Below are 21,266 nucleotides of genomic sequence, written 5' to 3'. Positions count from 1 at the left end.
GTTGCTGACCTTAAGCTTTGACTTGAGACATGAGGTAGAACATTTCTGTTGCTATTTGCATGCACCTTTCGTCATACTTAGAAGCTTCCTGATCGGTGTCATCTGCGATTTTAGGATCCTCATAAGGAATGGGAACTCTTAAAGTGGCTCCAGGAATAAAAGGACAATTTTTATCCGCCTCTGAGCAAGTCATCACTGCTGCAAAATTCTCGTTGGCATTGGAGGGATCGTCGTATATTTTAGAATAACATTCCAAAGAAGTACCATTATCGGCAAATGTCACCTGATAATGAGGATTATCTCCGCCTGGATTGTCTACTTTAAAACCCGCTCGTTCCATGGCTGCAACGGCTCTTGGGTTAAAAGCTGTGGCTTCAGTACCCCCAGAGAAAGTATTTACCCCATCCGCTACGCCGTAGTAATTGGCGGCGGTGCTGGCCCAAATTTGACTCATATGACTTCTTCGGCTATTGTGGGTGCAAATGAAAGTTAGGTTTGCAGCCTCATTAGATTGCTTTTTGGTTTGGACAAACAAGGCAATTTTCTTCAATTGGTTTTTGCGGTCCTGGGGAATGGCCTCTATGCCAGCAACTGCTAATTCGATGTAATTTGATAGCTCTGGATACATTTTGATATTTTCATTTTTTGATGCGTTAACCTTTTCAGCTTCTATGACATTAGGGGCATTGTTTGTTTCATTTGCTGATTGTTCTTTTGGGTTTTGCGAGCAACCAGCAAGCAAAAGCATTGCAATGGAAATGGAGAAGATGCTTCTTTTCATTTTGTTTTATTGGTTTGGTTGGATGGTGCTGATTTTTAATTCTTTATAACTTCCTTAAATTTTACTATGCTTTCTAATCCTAGGTTCGTTGTATCATTGCAATATAACGATGTGTTCGGTAAATTTTTTTAGCAACAACTCCCTAATGATGGGTCTTTAAACTGATCAAAGATGTCGTTAAACATAACTTTGATTTCATTCCATTTCACAGGATTAATGCAATAGCTTACCCTTGGTCCTTCAATGGTTCCCTGGATGATGCCTATGTCTTTCAGTTCTCTGAGGTGCTGACTAACCGTAGGTTGAGCCAAGCCAAGTTCCTGCACCAAGTCACCATTTACACAGGCGTTTGTTTTAAGCAAGAAATGAATGATTGCTACTCGGGCAGGGTGAGCAAATGCCTTTGCCACTAGTGCCAGCTCGTTTTGTTCCGTAGAAAATAAATCTGATTTGGTTAAGCCCATTTTATTAAATGTTTCATTGCAATATTACGATTAGAATATTAGTCATGCAATACTTTGATCCAAAAAAATAGTTGGTTTTCAAAGGGTTAATAATTGGGGTATGTTTTTGTGGTAATTTGTTTTTGGCTAAAGCCGGGTGAAATGGTTATTACCTTGGTAAATTGGCTGAAGCCCATTCCTATTGAGGTGGGTTTATCAAAAAAATAGTTAATCCCCAAAAGGTTTATTCCCTTCAATTATCAAAGCTATTGATTCTGGAATCAAAAACCCCCTGCTTCAGCTGAGGGATGGCCTTACCGGTGGCTGAGCGGAGTCGAAGCCTGAGGTTTCCATGCCCGATATTTGGGCAAAGGAATAATGATAATAAACCCTTTTGTTTTCTAAATTTCGGCTAAAGCCAAGAAATGGAACATGGCCTTAATAAAGGGCTGAAGCCCGTTCCTATTGAGGGAGTTTCGTTCATCAATACAGATGATGAATTTATTTGTCAATCGTTTGATAATCATATTTCAATAGCCCCCAGCTTCAGCTGGGGGATTAGAATGTATTATCATGTCTTGGGGCTTTAGCCCAAACGAAAATACATTACCGGTAACTGAGCGGAGCCGAAGTCCGGTGGCTGAGCTTGTCGAAGCCATAGGTTTCCAGACCCAACGCTGAAAAAAATAATGAGCTGAATCTCCCAAGTCGAAAAAAATAAAGGTGTACTTAAAACTTATTTAAGCATTTGCTTAAATAAGAAAACTATTCTTGATTGTGTTGCGTTATTAGTCCGAAAACAGAAAAACTATGGAAAACAACCAATCGTGTATCAGAGTTTTTGCAGACAAGGTGCAAATAGATAATTGTCGGGAAATGCTTCAAACAAACGACAAGGCATTCAGTCAATTGAGTGGGCTATTGGCCTTGGCAGGAAACGAAGTGAGGTTGAAAATCTTATTTCTTTTAGAAGAAGAAAAAGAACTTTGCCCTTGCGACCTTTCAGACATTCTCGGAATGAGTATCCCCGCCGTTTCTCAACATCTCAGAAAACTAAAAGACAAAAATGTAATTGAAGGAAGAAGAGAAGGACAAACTATTTTCTATTCTTTAAGACAAGAGCAACTGCCTTTACTTCAACCATTTTTTAAACACATTATCATTAACTCAAAAAGGGTAACAATATGAAAAAAGGAGACAACGGCCTTGCTGGAGCTGGAGTGCTTTCCGCGGTAACTGCGTCACTTTGCTGCATAACACCTGTATTGGCTCTGATTTCAGGAGCATCAGGTGTAGCGTCTACATTTTCGTGGATGGAACCAGCAAGACCTTATCTTATTGGCATTACCGTTTTGGTATTGGGTTTTGCTTGGTATCAGAAACTCAAACCACGAACCGCCGAAGAAATTCAATGCGATTGCGAAACTACCTGTTCCGCAGGCGAAGAAGATGAGAAAAATCCTTTTATGCAAACCAAAATATTTTTAGGAATTGTAACTGTGTTTGCAGCTTTAATGCTCACTTTTCCAAGCTATGCACATATTTTCTATCCTTTAAATGACAACAAGGAAGTTGTAATTGTCAATGCCTCAGACATTCAAACGGTAACTTTTGAGGTAAAAGGTATGACTTGCAATGGTTGTGCTTCGCATGTAGAAAATGATGTTAACAGGCTACCAGGTGTTTTAAACGTAGATGCAGTTTATGAAGAAGCCATTGCCAAAGTAGAATTTGATAAATCTAAAGTGAGCTTAACCCAAATTGAAGAAGCTATCAATGGCACAGGTTATAAAGTGGTCGGCAAGAAATAGTTTTTTTTGCGCCTTGTATTTAAGTATTTAATTAAATAATTACATGATGAATAATGAAGTAATAAACCTCGACATAACGGGCATGACCTGCGACCCATGTGCCACAGGCATTGAAAAACTACTTACTGCAAATGAAGGTGTAAAAAAAGCCAATGTGAATTATCCAAATGGCACTTGTGAATGCACCTTTGACCCTTCAAAAACAAGTAGGCAAGAAATAATCACTACTGTCAATAGCACTAATAACTATCGAGTAAAAAGTGGAAAAAATAAAATACCAAATTTGACCTCATAATTATCGGTGGTGGTTCGGCAGCCTTTGCAGCAGCTATAAAAGCTGAAAGTTTAGGACTTTCAACTTTAATGGTAAATGATGGTTTGGACTTTGGAGGTACGTGCGTAAATGTGGGCTGTGTGCCTTCCAAAAATCTAATTCGTGCAGGCGAAACGGCTTATCACGCTAACCATTCTAACTTTGAAGGCATTCGGCCGAAAGGAGTTGATATTGATTTTGCTCAAGTCATTAAGGACAAGAAAAAATTGGTTGCTACACTGCAAGAGAAAAAATATTTGGATGTGGTGAGCGATTTTAAAAACCTGACCATGTTAAAAGGTTGGGCAAGGTTCATAGACAACCAAACCATTGAAGTGAATGGGGAAAGGTACAAAGCAATCAAATTTTTAATTGCCACAGGCGCTACTACCAACATTCCTAATATTGAAGGATTGGACAAAATCGACTATTTGACCAATGTTTCCCTTTTCGACTTGGAAGAGAAACCAGTAAGTCTGACCATCATGGGAGGAGGTTATATTGGTTTAGAAATTGCAATGGCTTACAATCGATTAGGGGTGAAAGTTCGTGTTATAGAATTTACCGACAGAGTATTGCGAACACAAACTCCAGATATCAGCGAAGCATTGGAAAGCCAAATACGAAAAGAAGGCATTGAAATGTTGCCCAATTTCAGAGCGATAAAGTTTGAAAAACAAGGAAATGTAACCACAATACATTGCAAATGTCCTGACGGTTCATTTACTAAAATTGTAGAAAAAGGAAAGGTTGTAATTGCAACAGGAACCAACCCCCATACAAGTCAATTAGGGTTAGCCAATATTGGTTTGGAACTGACTAAAAATGGACATATCGCAGTAAATGAAAAAATGGAAACCAATCTATCCAACATCTATGCAGCAGGAGACGTAGCCAATACGCCCACATTTGTCTATACCGCGGCCTTTGAAGGAAAAATTGCCGTTGAAAACGCTTTCACAGGAGCAGAGAATAAAGCAGATTATTCTTCCTTGCCTTGGGTGGTATTTACCGATCCACAGGTGGCAGGTGCGGGTATGGACGAAGCTCAGGCCAAAGCTAACAGCATTCCATTTGAAGTTTCTAAATTGGAGCTCAAAGACGTACCAAGAGCCATAGCAGCGAATGACACCAAGGGGTTTATCAAACTCATTCGCAATACCCAAACTGATAAATTGATTGGCGCAAGGATAGTCGCTCCCGAAGGTGGGGAATTGATTCAACAATTGAGTATGGCCATCAAATACGGGATTACCGTGAAAGATTTAGCGGACAGTTTTTACCCTTACCTGACTTTGGGAGAAGGGATCAAATTAGCAGCGATAACTTTTGGAAAAGACGTATCGAAATTAAGTTGCTGTGCCAGTTAATCCAATCCAATGAGACATTCGGTTTCATTGGCTAGTTATTACCTTATTAAAAGTATGGCTGGAAGCAGTGAGTAAGCATAACGCTATTAAACCCGAAATTGGCAATAGCTCTTCAATCTATTGATTGAATTGGATTGTCTATTCTAGGGGCTTTAGCCAAAACGAAAACACATTACCGGTGACTGAGCGGAGCCGAAGTCTTAGGTTTCCAGACCCGATTTTTAGGTAAAGCCATAATTATTAACGACCATTTTCTCCCTGAGTTTCGGCTAAAGCCGGATGAAATGGCATTGCCCATTCCTATTGAATTGGTTTTATCAGTCCATTTATGTGGATGGAAAGCTAGGCTATTTAACGAAAGTTGAAAACTTTCAGCATTCTAGGTCCAAGTTACGCTTCGCTATACTTAGACCAGATCGGAGTCGAAGACTGAGGTTTCCATGCCCGATATTTGGGCAAAGGAATAATGATAATAAACCCTTTTGTTTTCTAAATTTCGGCTAAAGCCAAGAAATGGAACATGGCCTTAATAAAGGGCTGAAGCCCGTTCCTATTGAGGGAGTTTCGTTCATCAATACAGGTGATGAATTTATTTGTCAATCGTTTGATAATCATATTTCAATAGCCCCCAGCTTCAGCTGGGGGATTAGAATGTATTATCATGTCTTGGGGCTTTAGCCCAATCTTAACCTTTCAAGGTTAAAAAGATTAATTAAGCCCTATATCTAGGTTGATGGTATATTAAATAGGTATTCGTTTTTCTGTCAAAATTTCGGCTAAAGCCGGATGAAATGGTATCGCCTAAATAAATGGGCTGAAGCCCATTCCTATTGAATAGGTTTTGTTAATCAATTTATTTGGATGGAATGCTGGGTTTTTAAATGAATTTGAAAACTTTAAGCATTCTAGGTCCAAGTTACGCTTCGCTATACTTAGACCAGATTAAAAATAAAAACACCCGGCATTATTGCCTATGGTTAAGGCATGCCGGGTGTAAAATCTATGTTTATTTATTAATTATTCCCAACCAGGATTTTGGGTCAAGGTTGAGTTGATTTCAATTTCCTGTGCTGGAATTGGCCAAATTACATGCCGATCTTGAAATCCTCTGGTAACAAGGTTGGATCCAGTGATTCCCTTCTCTATAACACCATCAGTGTATTGATTCAATAAGCCCCAACGCTTAAGGTCAAAATACCGATGCCCTTCACCTGCCAATTCAACGGCTCTTTCATGAATTATCCGATCTTTCACTTCATCTGAGCTGGATACAACAAGAGATGGATGCCCGGAGTTTAAACCTGGCATTCCAGATCGCTCCCGTACTTTGTTAATCTCAGTGATTGCTTTAACCGTGGCATTGGTTTCATTGTATGCTTCAGCTAGCATCAGCATCACATCTGCCAACCTAATCATAGGAAAATTAATAGGTGTATGCGCACGATTGGTAAGATCACCGTTCATGTTTCCTTCTGGGACAAATTTTCGCCAGACGTAGGTTTGCCATCCTCTATTGTTTCTTATTTGTCCAAAGTTCTCATTGACACCAGTGGCGATAACGAGTTGCATATTCCTAGGTTGATTTGCATTCCAACCAAGCTGCCAGGAATAAGGTACTACTAAACTCTGCATCAGTCGAGGATCACGGTTTCTATAAATTTCCCCCAATTTAGTCGTGTCAGGCAAAGAGGTAAATTCTCCTGAGTTATGAGTAGCAAGAAAAACAGATTCCTTAACTGAATTGTCTGATTCAAACCCGGGGAAATGATCTTCCCAACTAAAAGGAGAACCATCTAGATTCTCATACATATCCGCTAGAGTTGTACTTGGCATACCATTGTTCCAGCATGACCCAAAAGTAGATCTTGTACCAAGATAAAATGCTAAAGGCATACCGTAATCAAAGCCTACCCCTCCTTTATTTTGGATAGCAAAAATCATCTCGTCACTGGAATGGCCTTCTGGCTTAAACAATTCAGAATAACTTGAATGTAGTGAATAAGCATAGTTGTTTCTGGTATTATATACGACGTCCTCAAAGTCTTCAACCGCCTTTTCCCATTCTTGATTGAATAAATACACCTTACCCCTAAGAGCAGTAGCAGCACCTTTTGTGGCGCGACCATAATATTCTGTCGGATAAGATACAGGTAAGCGGTTGATTGCATCATTGAGATCATCAATTATAAAGGCACGCACCTCATCTTCACTACTTCGGGGGGAAACCAGTTGATTAAAATCCCTGGTTTAAATCGATACTTTCATCATAAATTGGTACTCCACCGAATAGGTTTAAAAGATGGAAATAAAAATATGCCCTTAGAAATTTAGCTTCCCCAATCACTGTCGATTGGACCTCTTCTGAGATTTCCATCTCATTAACATTTCTAATGACCGTGTTTGCCCTTTGGATTCCATCAAACCCACGTCTCCATCTATTCACTATTGTTCCAGACCGATCGGTAAAATTGCCATTAATAATGTCGCCAAGGCCTTGACCATCATAACCTACTCCAATGTCAGAGGCATTATCAAACATATTGTACAATCCAAAAAGATTGGCGTCCTTCATGTCGGCATAAACCCCCAATACACCCTGCAAGGCATGCTCTTCGGTGCTCCAAAAGCTTCCTGCGCTTACCTTATCGTATGGCTGGGTATCCATTTCGTAACACCCGCCCAAGATCATTGCCGAAAGTAAAATCCATATATTTTTCATCTTCTTCTGAATTTTTAAAATGATATATTAAGTCCTAACAATGCCTGTTTTAGCGTTGGATACTGCGTTCCACTTACTTCAGGATCAAACCCTTTATATTGAGTAAATGTTAGGTAATTTTCTAGGCTACCGTAAACCCTGAAAGTCTCAATCTTAAACCTCTGGGTTACCTCTCTAGGAATAGTATAGCCAAGCTGAACATTCTTCAAACGCATATACGCTTTGTTTTGTAACCAGAAATCACTTGCACGCAGATTTCTTGTGTCTACATAGTTCAATAACCTTGGGTAAGTAGCATCAGTTCTTCCTTCATACCATCTTTCCTCTGCGATCTCCTGATTCACCTGGTATCCCCATCTTACTCCTGTGGTATGGTAAAGGTCGTTCCATATGGATTGTAGTCCTGAAGTTCCCTGAAGTAAGGCCGAAAAGTCAAATCCCTTCCAGTTAAATCCAAGGTTAATGCCGTAGGAAACACGTGGGGCAGTCCCATGACCCACGGCCACTCGGTCTTCGTCATTAATCAGGCCGTCAGCATTGGTGTCTTCATATAAGAAATCACCTAATGTGGGTGTTCCGTATGCCGCAAATGGGTTTCTTTGATTGCCAGTACTTGGATCAATTGGCGCGTCTGCGATCATCTGCGAAACCAAATCAAGGTCTGCCTGCGTTTGAATCAGTCTATTTGTTTTTAAAATGTATTGGGTATTGATGGCGTAGCCCTCCTGAATTAGGTTACTCCCGCTGATGGTACGCTCATCGCCTTTGTAGCGAGTGACGCGGTTATCCACAAATGTGAAGTTACCTCCAATTCTGTATTCAAATTCTCCGACTTGGTCACGGTAATTTAAATTGAGTTCTATACCTCGGTTTTGGACTTCGGCAGCATTCTGTTTTGGAATACTGGCATTTCCTACCACTAAAGGAGCAGGCAAATCGATTAAGATGTTTTTCGTGACCTTGTCGAACGCCTCAATAGAGCCTCCAAACTTAAAATCAAACAAATCAAAATCTAAACCAATGTTTGATATATAGGTGCTTTCCCAAGTGAGTGCCGCATTTGATAATGCCGTCTGGGCAAAACCTACATACAGGCTATTATTCAGTACATAATTTGCCGCATCATAAACCGCTTGATACTCGTAGTTACCCACAGCGTTGTTTCCCAATGAACCATAGGAAGCCCTGACTTTTAGATTAGGAAGCCAGGATGCATTGAAGAAATCTTCTTCAGAGATTCTCCACCCTGCGGAAAATGAAGGGAAGACACCCCATCTTCTGGAGCCTTTTGCGAACCTGGAAGTTCCGTCTCGTCGTATATTGGCTTCGAATAAATATTTATCATCCCATCCAAGGTTCATTCTACCAAAGAAGGACCGCATCGACCAATCAGATGCATTGCCATTGGCAGCAGCATCTAAGGTAGCGGCATCCAGTACACTCAAAGCAGGGTCTATTAAATCAAATTTGCTTGCTTGAAACCATGCGTTTTTATAGTATTCCTGACTAGCCCCAGCCATCAGATTGTAGGTTAATTTACCTGCTGCTTCACCATCATATCGGACTAGCCCATCCATAAAATAATTGTAATCTTTCGTGTTCTCATACCTCACAGAGGTTCTGCCTACCGCATTTCGTGAAATGGTATTCGTGTAAAAATCCCATCTATTATTAAATACCGGCTGTGCATACTCCATGTAGTCGTCTAAGGTATAGTTAAACGATCCTTCAACACTCAGGCCTTTAATAGGTCGTAATTTCCCGTAAAATCGAGAACTCAGCTTGTTGTGTTTGATGTCTCCCATTTGACTGTTGAGATTATGCAAAACGTTATTTGATTGAGGATCATCTTCTGGATTGTTTGGCCCTCCATAACGTCCATCCGGAGAACGAAGTATCATCCCTGGAGTACTTGCTCCCGCATAAGTGAAAACGGAATTTATTTGATTCGTGCCGATGTCGGTATTCGCTACGACTCCATTTAGTTGCGTACCTAAAGTCAACCATGGCTTTAATTCCGCCTCCAGGTTTATCCTGGCGGTATATCTTTCATATCCTGACCGCTCAATGATCCCTGGATTGTCTAAATAACCAAAAGACCCAAAAAACTTAATTGTTTCACTACCTCCTGAGAATGAAAGGTTGTGGTTCTGGACGATGTTTTTCTGAAAAACCTCATCGACCCATTGCGTGTTTGGGTATTTCAATGGATCACCACCCTCATTATTGCGCCATTCATTTATTTTCTCCTGAGAAAAAATAGGATTTGCATTTGGGTCGGAATTGCTAAACCCTTCGTTTATCAGTTCCATGTAATTGGCATAGTTCGAAACAGTCTCTACTACATTGGATGGCTGTGCTGACGAGAAAAAAGTATTGTAATTAACCTTGAATTCTCCAGATGATCCTTGCTTTGTAGTTATTAGAATAACGCCATTTGCCGCTCTCGATCCATAAATAGCAGCAGAAGCCGCATCTTTCAAAACGGATATGCTTTCAACATCCTGAGGATTAAGGTGATTCATATTGCCAATAGCGCCATCAATTATCACCAATGGATTGGCATTGTTAAGCGTGCCTTGTCCACGTATCCTAAGTGTAGCGCCATCATTTCCCGGACGACCGCTACCTTGATTTACATGTAAGCCCGCAGCCAAACCTGAAAGACCCGCAGATAGGGAAGTAATTGGCCGAGTCTCTGCTTCTTTCCCTACATTAATCGTAGACACAGCTCCAGTTAAATTTACTTTTTTCTGGGTTCCATAGCCTATCACTACTACCTCATCCAGTGAGGAAGTATCTTCCAATAACACGATATCGATTGTCTGCTGATTTCCTACAACTATTCTTTGGCTGTTATAACCGATGAAGGAAAAAACAAGTACATCTCCCTCTGATACATCGATTTGGTACCGACCGTCAATGTCTGTTGCGGTACCAGTGTTTTTGCCTTCGATCAAAATCGTCGCCCCTGGAATGGGTTCTCCATTCTCATCGGTTACTTTACCACTGATTGCTGCCATTTCAATGGAAATTTCGATTTTCCCTTCATCAACTGCCTTTTCAAGCTTTGCGACATATATGGCATTATCCACTTGCTTGAACCGTAAGTTGGCAGCCGTTCCGACATCCACCAAAATATCATTAACCGATTGTCGTCGCGTTTTAACGGTAATTTGGGATTTATCCTCAATTATTTCCGCGGGATATACAAATCTGTAATCCGTTCTGGACTCAATATCCTTGAAAATTTCAAGAAGTTGGCCTTCTGTCTTTGCCAATCGGACAAAGGTTTGATCTATCGGTTTAATCTGAGCACTGATTTCAGTTGCCATTAACGTAGACATAAGAAGGAACTGAATTATCAGTCCATACAATACGTTTTTCGATACCATTTTTAGAAGGTAAAGTAATTTTGTTCTCATAATTTTTGTAGTTTTTAGGTGTAATGCTTAAAATCATTCAGGGTAAATGCATTCATTTGGCGACAGAGCGATTACCCTTTTTTTTGCTAGTTCATAGGCGTTTGGTTAGGTGTACTTTTTTTCCATTTAGTTCAAAGGAAAAAGCTGTGGAAAAGCTTAATCCGGTGAGTATGTTTTTAAATTTTGTTTTCAAAGCTGCCTGATATCCGCTGTGTTATATCCAAATTTGGGTCTATTTTAAATGTGACCCCGTACCAAATTTCTAAGTCTTCGATTATTCGACCAAGGGACTCTCTCTCAAAAGCGAGCCTACCGTCTTTCCATGCGGTGACTTTTTCTACATTAAAATCTTGAATCTGTATTTCAGTGGCCTGTTTGGCAGGGTCCCAAACCGCCATTTGGCCTGGAGTCAGGTGGACTGTATTCTTCCCTACTTCTACTTTCACTCTGCCTTCAGTCAAAGCAACCTGGTGTCCGGTGTTCTTTGTTGAAATATTAAATGCCGTACCCAAGGCAAGGGTAGTGGCCCCATTGGCCTCAACTTTAAATGGCTTCAAGGAATCCGGAACTACGTCAAAATAAGCTTCTCCATTCAATGCTACGACTCGATCTATACGCCCATAATCTGAATTGAATTGTATGGCAGATTCTGAATTAACAATTATTCTCGTCCCATCCGGCATAGTCAGCGTTAGCTTTTCTCCGATACCGGTGATACGTTCAATGGATTTTATTGGATTGGATGGAGGTATTGTCTTTTCGTTTCTTTTCAAACCAGATTGTGATAAAAAATACCCGCCCAATAGGACCAAAATCAGAGATGCGGCTACCTTAAAACTTTTTAAACTAACCAATTGAAAGGAACGCTTGTCACCAGATGTGGCAGGGAGTACTCGCTCGTGAATTTTCCCCAGCAAGCGGGTGTAATCAGTGCCGTTATCAACAGATTTGGTGGGGTTTTCAAATTGTTCCTCCATCAATTTTTCAAACCGTTCCCATGCATCCGGATTTTCCAGCCATTGGAATATCCGTTGCTCTTCAATAGGTGAACTCTCACCCTTCAAAAATTTTATTACTAATTCTTTCTTCAAATTATTAAGCATTTAGTATTTAAAACATAAGTAGGATGATTTACTTAATGCATTTAGAAGAATTTTTAAAATAAAATTTAAGAGGTTTATTATCAGCTGTTTAAATGCTGTAATTTTTCAAATTAATTCTCAAAAAAAATACTGATAGAAGAAAAGGGCATAGGGTATGACAGTTTTGACTTCCCAGTTTTGGGAGCCAATTAAATAAGGTAATAAGAGTGCAATTGGAGAAGTTCAAGCTAAGGGATGGCCTTACCGGTGGCTGAGCCTGTCGAAGTCTGAGGTTTCCATGCCCGATATTTAGGCAAAGGTATGGTTATAAAAAACCCATTTTCTCTCTAAATTTTGGCTAAAGCCTGATAAAATGGCATTGCCTTTATAAACGGGCTGAGGCCCTTTCCTATTGAGAGAGTTTCGTTCATCAATACATATGATGAAATCATTTGTCAATCGTTTGATATCCAAATATCAATAGCCCCCAGCTTCAGCTGGGGGATTAGAATGTATTATCATGTTTTGGGGCTTTAGCCCTATCTTCACCTTTCAAGGTTAAAAAGATTAATTAAGCCCCATATCTAGGTTGATGGTATATAGGTATTCGTTTTTCTCTACAAATTTTGGCTAAAGCCGGATGAAATAGCATTGCCTAAATAAATGGGCTGAAGCCCATTCCTATTGAATAGGTTTCGTTAATTAATTTATGTGGATGGAATGCTGGGTTTTTAAATGAATTTGGAAACTTTCTGCATTTTAGGTCCAAGTTATGCTTCGCTAAACTTAGATCAGCCTGCCGGTAACACATTTCCGGTGACTGAGCTTGTCGAAGCCAGCGGAGCCGAAGTCTTAGAATTTCACGATAAAGGTGGTGCCTTTTCCAACTTCACTTCTTACGGTGATGGCTCCTCCCATAGCTTCAACGTGATTTTTTGTCAGGAATAATCCTATGCCTTTTGCTTCAGCGTGCTTGTGAAATGTCTTGTGCAGACCAAATAGGTTTTTACTGTGTTTCTTTAAGTCTATACCCAAACCATTATCAGTAATGGTAAGTACAAGACGGTTAAAACTAATTTCAGTTAATATTTCTATGGTTGGAAGTCTTTCCGGAGAGCGATACTTTATTGCATTGCCAACCAGGTTTAGAAAGATACTTTCTAGGAAAACGCGATTGAATGTGATTTTGGGTGCTTTCGAAAAATCTGCCGTTATTTTAACTTTTGACTCCATAATATGGGCAACCAGTATTTCCTTGGTTTTATCCAGAATGTCCTCAAAATGCATGATTTCCATGTTTTTAGAACCTTCATCCTGAATCTTTAGCGTATCTACCAACGTGTCGAGCGTGGTAGTCAGGTGCTGACTGACTTTCTCGAAGTTGCTCATGATTGCATTTTTCATTTCTGCATCTTCGCTTGAGGTATAAAATTGAAGAAGGGCATTCAGATTGCTCACAGGAGCCCGTAAGTTATGAGAGGCAATGTGTGCAAAGTTGGCGAGTTGCGTATTCTGAGAGGTGAGTTTCTCTGTCAATACCTCCAGGCTTTCCTTGGCCTCCTTTAGTTTCTGTTGACTTTCTACGCGTTCACTTATGTCTGTACCTATTCCTAAGAAACCATAAATTTCTCCTTGAGGATTCTTTAGCGGTGTGATCACCAAAAGGACGATGAGTTTTGATCCATCTTTTCTAATGTAAGTCCATTCACGGGTATTGAATGCCTTGTTTTTGGCGCATTCTACAAAAATATCGAATCCAGTTATTTGCTGGCCCAGTTGAGTAGACAATTCTTCTCCAAGCTTTGCCACTTCTTCTGAAACATGAATACTTGCTGGTGATTCCTTTCCTATCATTTCTGATCCAGAATATTGAAGCATTTTTTCTGCACCACAGTTGAAATGTGTAATCAAGCCTGATGTGTCAGTTCCAATGATGGAGACTGAATCAGAATTAAGGATGACTTTTAATTCCTCATTGGCTCGGTTTAAATCTATTTCGGCGTTTTTGATTGAACTGATGTCTTGAAAGATACCATAGACGCGTTGGCATTTCCCGTTGACAAAGGCCGATTGGCCTATGGAACGAACCCACACTGTATTGCCTTTTGCAGTGACCAGTTCTAGTTCCAAATCAAAGGGGATGCCTTTTTCTATTGCTTCTGAAACCGCTTTTGATATTAAGTCCCGGGTTTTTCCTTCCTTATAAAAATTTATACCTGTTGCCAGGTCAGGCTCGAAATCATCAGCTGCTTCATGGATCTCCCGGGTTATTCTACTCCATAGTATTTTTCCCTGGTTCAAATTCATCTCCCAGGTTCCAATTCGAGCAATGGTATTGGTTTTCTCTAAAATTTCCTCAATCCGCTGTTTCTCTTGTTCCTTCTCTTTTATAGCCGTAACGTCTGCGGTATACATAAGCAGACCGCCTATGTTGTCTTCTGATACATACCATGGACGGACATCCCATGCTATCCATTGCCTGGAGCCATCAGCCCGATCAAAGGGTGCTTCAGCGCATTTATTTATTTCGCCTTTTAAGCAGCGTTGGTGCTTTTGTTTCCATTCCTCTCCAATTTCAGGGAAAATGTCATAATGAGATTGACCAATTATCTCTTTCCCTTGTAAACCATAATCTTCAATCCATTGTTGAGATGCCGCCATATAGCGCATTTGTTTATCAAACATAGCAATGGCATTGGGCGCTTGTTGAATAAATATGCTATTTCGCTTGTAGCTTTCTGCCAATTCTGTTTCCATCTTTACCCTTTCGGTAATGTCTCTAATGGCAGCCATTACAAGAATTCCATCCTCTGATTGGGTTTGGCTTAGGCTTACTTCTACTCTAAACTTTTCACCGTTTTTCCTTTTACCATACAATTTCAGGTTTTTGTCCAGTGGATCAGTGGCGACAGCATCAAAATATTTATCAATTTGAATTTTGATTTCGGTGCCTCCCTCATCAGGAATTAAAAAGGCTATTTCTTTTCCGACCATCTCTGATTTTGAGAAGCCAAATATGTCTTCGGTCTTTTGATTTACCAGTTGAATCTTTCCTGAAGAATTAAATATTACACCAGCTTCTGGTGCAGACAGTAGAATGTCTCGAAATCGTTTTTCCGATTTCCCCAGTAAAATTTCTAAATGCTTGTAATCTGTAATGTCGGTTATAAGAGCGGTAAATCCATTAACGATTCCATTGTGGATGTCTGGCGTATAGGTCGTTTTTGAATAAGTTTCTTCACCGTTAACTCCTACTGTTTTACTTTCAAAATGCTGTGATTTCCCTTTAAGCACTTCTCTTATGGATGGCAGGTTTTTTTCATAAAGTGGTCCCAGCAATTCCTTTATGGACGTCTTGTTTACTATATCCTCTTGGGTTTTCCCGAACCATTCTAAATAGGCTGCATTGGCAAATCGGCATACCTCATTTTTGTCCCAATAGGCCAATCTTGCAGGAATGTCATTCGCAGCTTTTAAACCTAATTGTTCATTAGAAGCTTGCATATAAAAATCAGTTTAAATAAATATTTAATTTATAGTAAAACCCACAAATTATTAGGTTAAATAATACAAGATAGAAGGGTTAAGTTAATGATAACCTTTATGAAAACCGATTTAGTGATTAAAAGTTTTAGATTAAAAGCATTTTTAATTTGAAACGGAATCTGGACTTCACGATGAAAAGTATTAAAGTTTTTTACTTAGAACCTGCGCTATTAATAATCGAAGTATACCTATAAATACCTTAAGTGCTTAAATGGGGTGTTTTGAGAAATTTAATAGCTTTTCCAGATCCTATATGAAAAAATAATCCAGCATGATAAGGAAATGTCTATTGTTAAAATTTAACAGTGAAAGTGGTTCCTTTCCCCACTTCACTTTTGACAGTGATTATTCCACCCATTGCATCAATGTGGTTTTTTGTCAGGAAGAGTCCTATGCCTTTTGCCTCAGCATGTTTGTGAAATGTTTTATGAAGGCCAAATAGATTTCTCCCGTGTTTCACAAGGTCTATGCCTAAGCCATTGTCAGCTATTGTAAAAAGGATTCGGTTATAGCTAATATCAGTTTCTATATTAATAATTGGTACCCTATCTGGAGAGCGGTATTTTATTGCATTGCCTACTAAGTTTAAAATGATACTTTCTAGAAAAATTCGATTGTATGTGATTTTGGGAGCTTTTGAGAAATCTGCATTTATTTGAACTTTTGATTCCATTATATTGGCCACTAAAATTTCTTTGGTTCTTTCAAGAACTTCATCAAATCTTATGATTTCCATATTTTTAGAACCTTCATCCTGAATCTTAAGTGTGTCTACCAGTGCATTAAGTGTGGTAGACAGGTGTTTACTTACCGTCTCAATATTGCCGATGATTTCTTCTTTCATCTCTTGTCCATCACTTGAATGATAAAATTGAAGAAGGGCATTTAGATTACTTACTGGAGCGCGTAAGTTATGAGAGGCAATGTGCGCAAAGTTTGCGAGTTGCGTATTTTGAGAGGAAAGTTTCTCTGTCATTAACTCTAAATTTTCTTTGGACTCCTGTATTTTTCGCTGATTTTCTACACGTTCACTTATGTCTGAAGCTATTCCTAGATAACCATATATTCCTCCTTTATAATCTTTTAGAGGGGTTATCACCAGAAGGACGATGAGTTTTGACCCATCTTTTCTAATGTAGGTCCATTCATGGGTATTGTGACGCTCATCTTTTCCGGATTCTGCAAAAATTTCAAACCCAGTTACCTCTCGGTCGAGGTTGGCGGACAATTCGGCTCCAAGGTCTGCCATTTCTTCGTCGACGTGAATAGCTTCTACTGTCTTCTTTCCAATCATTTCTGCCCCGGAATACTGAAGCATTTTCTCTGCGCCTCGATTGAAATGCGTGATCAAACCCTCTGTGTCTGTGCCAATGATGGAGACTGATTCAGCATTAAGGAGTGCTTTTAATTCTTCATTTACATGGTTTAAATTTATTTCTGCATTTTTGATTTTGGTAATGTCCTGGAAGATGCCATAGACGCGTTGGCATTTTCCATTAACGAATTCTGCCTGTCCTATTGAACGTACCCATACTGAATTCCCTTTTGCCGTCACCAGTTCAAGTTCCAAGTCAAATGGAGTACCTTTGTCAATTGCTTCTGTAGCCGCTCTTGATATTTTATCTCGGCTTTCTCCTTCTTTATAAAAGTTAATACCAATTGGTAAATTAGGTTGAAACTCATTGTTTACCTCATGTATCTCCCTGGTGATTCTACTCCATATTAATCGTTCCTGATTCAAATTTACCTCCCAGGTTCCAATCCGAGCTACGACATTGGTTTTATTTAATATTTCTTCAATCCGCTGTTTTTCCTGTTCTTTTTCTTTTAGAGGGGTGATTTCTGCGGTATACATAAGCAGACCACCTATTTCACCTTCTGACAAATACCAGGGGCGTACGTCCCATGCTATCCATTGACGGGAGCCATCGGCACGATCAAAAGGCGCTTCATCACATTGGTTAATTTCTCCCTTTAAGCAGCGTTGATGTTTCTGTTTCCATTCTTCCCCAATCTCTGGAAAAATGTCATAGTGGGATTTTCCAATGATATCCTTTCCCTCTATTCCATAATCTTGCATCCATTTCTGAGAGGCTGCCATATAGTGCATTCCTTTGTCAAACATGGCAATTGCACTAGGGGCTTGTTGAACAAAAATGCTATTTCGCTTATTGCTTTCAGCCAATTCTGTTTCCATTTTCACCCTATTCGTAATGTCGCGAACAGTAGCCATTACTAGAATACCGTCTTCTGTTTGGGTGGGACTCAGGCTTATTTCTACGCGAAACTTTTCTCCACTCTTTCGTTTTCCGAATAATTTCAGATTTTTGCTCAATGGCCTGTTAGTGGCGGCAACAAAGAATTTTTCAATATAGCCTTTGTGCTTTGCTCTATGCTCCATAGGGATTAAAAACTCAATATTTTTTCCCACCATCTCCAATTTTGAGTAGCCGAATATCTTTTTGGCCTGTTGGTTTACTATTTGGATTGTTCCAGAACTGTCCACTATTATGATAGCATCAGGTGCGGATTCAAGAAGGTCTTTTAGTAGCTTCTCAGACTTAGCATTGGAGACTTCTAATCGCTTTCTGCTTGTTATATTTGAAATGTGGGCAGTAAACCCAAGGACTATACCATTTTCTATATCTGGAGTATAAGTAGCATGAGAATGACGCAATTCACCATTTGGTGTCATTATCTCCAGATCAAATCTTTGTTCATTGCCATTGAGCACTTCTCTTATAAAAGAAATATGCTCTTTATACTTTGGTCCCAATAATTCCTCTTTGGACATTTTGTCAACCATCTCTTCCTGGGATCTTCCATACCATTCTAAATAAGCGGCATTGGCAAACCGACAAATTTCATTCTTGTCCCAATAGGCTAATAATGCGGGGATTTGATTAGCAGCTTTTAAGCCTATTTGTTTACTAGAAGCATGCATAAAGAAGATCTGATTAAATGGAAAGTTAATTTATAGTATAATATAAAAATTAACTTGTTAAATAAATATAGCTGGATTAATTCGGGGATAACTTATATGAAAACCGACTTGACGAATGAATAAAAATCAATGATTTGGTTTTCTAGTGCTGTAGTAGATTCGTAGTTATTTATAGCGAGTATTTTGTTCTATATCCTTTTACTTTGTGAATTTTAGTCAAGCCCAAAATAAATAAAAGCAAGTCGAATTTGAGACCCAACTTTTACTTTATATCGAATACCATGCCAATAGCATGAATCCTACAAAAGGCCACTTGTATTTCATTGATATCTTATACAATGAAAAACTCTAAATAGTAAATGAGTAAGCTGGAAATATACAATAGCATTTCAGGATTTTTCAAAGGAAGCCTTTCAAGCACGAAATGAAATGACCCTGGCTAGAACTTGACAGTAAAGGTGGTTCCTTTTCCCACTTCACTGCTCGCATAGATCGTTCCTCCCATTGCCTCAATGTGATTTTTTGTCAGGAATAACCCTATGCCTTTTGCTTCGGAATTTTCGTGGAATGTTTTGTGCAGCCCAAATAAACTTCCGCTGTGTTTCTTTAGGTCGATGCCCAAGCCATTGTCCGTAATTGTAAATAGGATTCGGTTATAGCTAATGTCTGTTTCAAGTTTAATAATTGGGGTTCTGTCAGGGGAACGGTATTTTATGGCATTTCCTACGAGGTTTAGAAAGATACTTTCTAAAAAAAATACGATTGAAGGTAATTTTTGGTGCTTTTGTAAAATCAGCAATTATTTGCGCCCCCGATTCCCTTATATGGCCAACGAGCATTTCTTTTGTTTTGCTAAGTACTTCATCAAAGTTTATGATTTCGATTTTTTTAGAACCTTCTTCCTGAATCTTTAGTAATCCTACTAAATTATCTAGCGTATTCGTTAGGTGTTTACAAACGGTTTCGAAATTATCAATGACAGTATCTTTTATCTCTTGCCCTTCGCTGGTATGGTAAAATTGAAGTAGGGAATTTAAATTGCTCACAGGGGCCCGTAAGTTATGAGAGGTGATGTGGGCAAAGTTGGCCAGTTGCATGTTTTGAGAGGAAAGTTTTTCTGTCAATACCTCCAGGTTTTCCTTGGCTTCTTTTAGTTTATGTTGATTTTCTACTCGTTCATTTACGTCTGTAGCTATTCCAAGCGTACCAAAAGTCTCTCCCTGTTGATTCTTTAGAGGAGTTAAGGTTAAAAGTACAACAAGCTTTTGTCCATCTTTTCTGATAAAGGTCCATTCGTTGGTGCCAAGGTCGCCAATATTTGAAGTCTCTACAAAAACTTCAAAACCGCTTACCTGACGCCCAAGTTGATTGGACAGTTTCTCTCCATGTTTTATGATTTCGTCTTTTAAATGAAAAACTTCCGGGGTTTTCTTTCCAATCACTTCCGATGCGGAATACTGTAGCATTTTCTCAGCTCCCCGATTGAAATGAGTGATTGTACCTTCCTTGTCAGTACCTATTATGGATACAGTCCCAGAATCTAAAATGGCTTTTAATTCTTCATTTACCTTATTTAATTTTATTTCTGTCTTTTTGATAGAAGTGATGTCCTGAAGGATGCCATAAATGCGTCTACATTTTCCGTCGACGAACTCGGATTGTCCTATGATGCGCACCCAAACTTCGTTGCCTTTTGCAGTAATTAATTCAACTTCCAGGTCATATGGAGTACCATTGAAAATGCATTCTGAAATTACTTTTGACATTAAATCCTGACTTCTTCCTTTCTTGAAAAAACCCATGACGGATGTTGCGTCACGCACAAAATCTTCAGGGACTTCATGAATTTCCTGGATTATTTTACTCCATATAAATTCTTCCTTGTCCAAGTCCACTTCCCAGGTTCCAATTCTTGCAACGGCATTGGTCCTTTCTAATATTTTTTCTATTCGCCGTTTTTCCCGGTCTTTTTCTTTTAGGGGCGTAATGTCTTGGGTGTGCATGAGAATCCCTCCAATATTGTCTTCGGAGACAAACCAAGGACGAATTTCCCATTTTATCCATTGGGTAGATCCATCAGTACGTTTGAAAGCTTCTTCATCGCATTGATGAATTTCACCCTTTAAACACTGTTGATGCTTGTCTTTCCAGTCTTGTCCAATTTCCGGGAAAATGTCATAATGGGATTGACCGATAATTTCCTGGTTCTTTAAACCATAGTCTTCAAGCCATTTTTGAGATGCGGCCATATATCGCACCTCTTTGTCAAACATGGCAATGGCATTTGGAGACTGCTGGATAAATATACTATTTCGTTTATTGCTTTCTTCAAGTTCAGTCTCTATTCTAATTCGATCTGTGATGTCTCTGACAGCAGCCATTACAAGAATGCCATCTTCTGATTTCGTAGAGCTTAAACTTACTTCGATTCGGAATATATCTCCATTTTTTCGTTTACCGTACAACTTCATGCCTGTGCCCATTGGCCTGATAGCGGAGGAATCGAAGTATTCTTTGATATGGCCTTTGTGCTTTGCCCGATGACCCTCTGGTATTAGAAAAGCTATTTCTTTTCCTAGTAGTTCTAATTTAGAGTAGCCAAATATGTTTTCAGCCTGTTGGTTAACCATTTGTATTGTCCCGGTACTATCCACTATTACGATGGCGTCAGGCGCTAATTCCAAAAAGTCTTTTAATAGCTTTTCAGTTTTAGAATCTGGGACATTTATGGGTTTTGGGCTTGGTTTTTCCGTAATATGTGCTGTGAATCCAAGGACTTCACCATTTTCAATATAGGGTGTATAGGTTACTTCAGAATGGAGCAATTTATTT

14 protein-coding genes are annotated in these 21,266 nt (G+C 39.3%); 4 read left to right on the top strand and 10 right to left on the bottom strand.

Features of this window, described 5'->3' with window-relative positions:
- Window positions 1-10: 10 nt before the first annotated feature.
- Together ADICYQ_RS05835 and ADICYQ_RS05830 are read right to left on the bottom strand one after the other, a co-directional pair.
- The gene (locus ADICYQ_RS05835; RefSeq protein WP_081652302.1) at window positions 11-781 is read right to left on the bottom strand and encodes an arsenate reductase/protein-tyrosine-phosphatase family protein; all 771 of its coding nucleotides are present in this window, start codon (window positions 779-781) and stop codon (window positions 11-13) included.
- Window positions 782-909: 128 nt separating this feature from the next.
- Entirely contained in the window at window positions 910-1,245 is a 336-nt protein-coding gene (locus ADICYQ_RS05830; RefSeq protein WP_020889111.1) for an ArsR/SmtB family transcription factor, read from the bottom strand.
- A gap of 789 nt (window positions 1,246-2,034) precedes the next feature.
- Here ADICYQ_RS05830 and ADICYQ_RS05825 point away from each other — a divergent pair.
- The 4 genes from ADICYQ_RS05825 to merA are packed head-to-tail and all read left to right on the top strand — an operon-like array spanning window position 2,035 to window position 4,718.
- Window positions 2,035-2,412, top strand: coding sequence for an ArsR/SmtB family transcription factor (locus tag ADICYQ_RS05825; protein WP_020889109.1), 378 nt, complete (start codon window positions 2,035-2,037; stop codon window positions 2,410-2,412).
- On the top strand, window positions 2,409-3,035 hold the full coding sequence (gene merTP, locus ADICYQ_RS05820) for a mercuric transport protein MerTP (RefSeq protein ID WP_020889108.1): 627 nt from the start codon (window positions 2,409-2,411) through the stop codon (window positions 3,033-3,035). Before ADICYQ_RS05825 ends, merTP begins: the two co-directional genes overlap by 4 nt.
- 43 nt (window positions 3,036-3,078) lie before the next feature.
- Complete coding sequence (locus ADICYQ_RS28285; protein WP_020889107.1) at window positions 3,079-3,330, top strand: cation transporter; 252 nt, start codon at window positions 3,079-3,081, stop codon at window positions 3,328-3,330.
- Window positions 3,327-4,718 carry a mercury(II) reductase gene (gene merA, locus ADICYQ_RS05815; protein ID WP_316929270.1) on the top strand — a complete coding sequence of 464 codons (1,392 nt, stop codon included), beginning with the start codon at window positions 3,327-3,329 and terminating at the stop codon, window positions 4,716-4,718. Before ADICYQ_RS28285 ends, merA begins: the two co-directional genes overlap by 4 nt.
- A gap of 1,017 nt (window positions 4,719-5,735) precedes the next feature.
- Here the strand turns inward: merA and ADICYQ_RS28280 are convergent.
- From ADICYQ_RS28280 to ADICYQ_RS25800, 8 genes are all read right to left on the bottom strand, one after another.
- Window positions 5,736-6,917 carry a RagB/SusD family nutrient uptake outer membrane protein gene (locus tag ADICYQ_RS28280; RefSeq protein ID WP_020889104.1) on the bottom strand — a complete coding sequence of 394 codons (1,182 nt, stop codon included), beginning with the start codon at window positions 6,915-6,917 and terminating at the stop codon, window positions 5,736-5,738.
- Between the two features lie 34 nt (window positions 6,918-6,951).
- A complete protein-coding gene (locus ADICYQ_RS28275; RefSeq protein WP_262485362.1) occupies window positions 6,952-7,437 on the bottom strand; it encodes a RagB/SusD family nutrient uptake outer membrane protein in 486 nt (161 codons plus the stop codon).
- 14 nt (window positions 7,438-7,451) lie between these two features.
- Entirely contained in the window at window positions 7,452-10,862 is a 3,411-nt protein-coding gene (locus ADICYQ_RS05805) for a SusC/RagA family TonB-linked outer membrane protein (RefSeq protein ID WP_051160127.1), read from the bottom strand.
- A gap of 176 nt (window positions 10,863-11,038) precedes the next feature.
- Window positions 11,039-11,953 carry a FecR family protein gene (locus tag ADICYQ_RS05800; RefSeq protein WP_235114411.1) on the bottom strand — a complete coding sequence of 305 codons (915 nt, stop codon included), beginning with the start codon at window positions 11,951-11,953 and terminating at the stop codon, window positions 11,039-11,041.
- An 843-nt stretch (window positions 11,954-12,796) separates the two neighbouring features.
- Window positions 12,797-15,448: a PAS domain-containing sensor histidine kinase gene (locus ADICYQ_RS05795; RefSeq protein WP_020889097.1), complete on the bottom strand. Its 2,652-nt coding sequence runs from the start codon at window positions 15,446-15,448 to the stop codon at window positions 12,797-12,799.
- A 334-nt stretch (window positions 15,449-15,782) separates the two neighbouring features.
- Complete coding sequence (locus tag ADICYQ_RS25810; RefSeq protein WP_020889096.1) at window positions 15,783-18,434, bottom strand: PAS domain S-box protein; 2,652 nt, start codon at window positions 18,432-18,434, stop codon at window positions 15,783-15,785.
- Between the two features lie 439 nt (window positions 18,435-18,873).
- The gene (locus ADICYQ_RS30135; protein ID WP_081652301.1) at window positions 18,874-19,233 is read right to left on the bottom strand and encodes a sensor histidine kinase; all 360 of its coding nucleotides are present in this window, start codon (window positions 19,231-19,233) and stop codon (window positions 18,874-18,876) included.
- Window positions 19,130-21,259, bottom strand: a complete 2,130-nt coding sequence (locus ADICYQ_RS25800; RefSeq protein ID WP_020889094.1) for a PAS domain-containing sensor histidine kinase — start codon at window positions 21,257-21,259, stop codon at window positions 19,130-19,132. Before ADICYQ_RS25800 ends, ADICYQ_RS30135 begins: the two co-directional genes overlap by 104 nt.
- Window positions 21,260-21,266 lie beyond the last annotated feature (7 nt).

This window comes from Cyclobacterium qasimii M12-11B (assembly GCF_000427295.1).
GTDB lineage: Bacteria > Bacteroidota > Bacteroidia > Cytophagales > Cyclobacteriaceae > Cyclobacterium > Cyclobacterium qasimii.
Note: the sequence above shows the minus strand (reverse complement) of the source record. Positions and strands in the feature narration are given on the sequence as shown.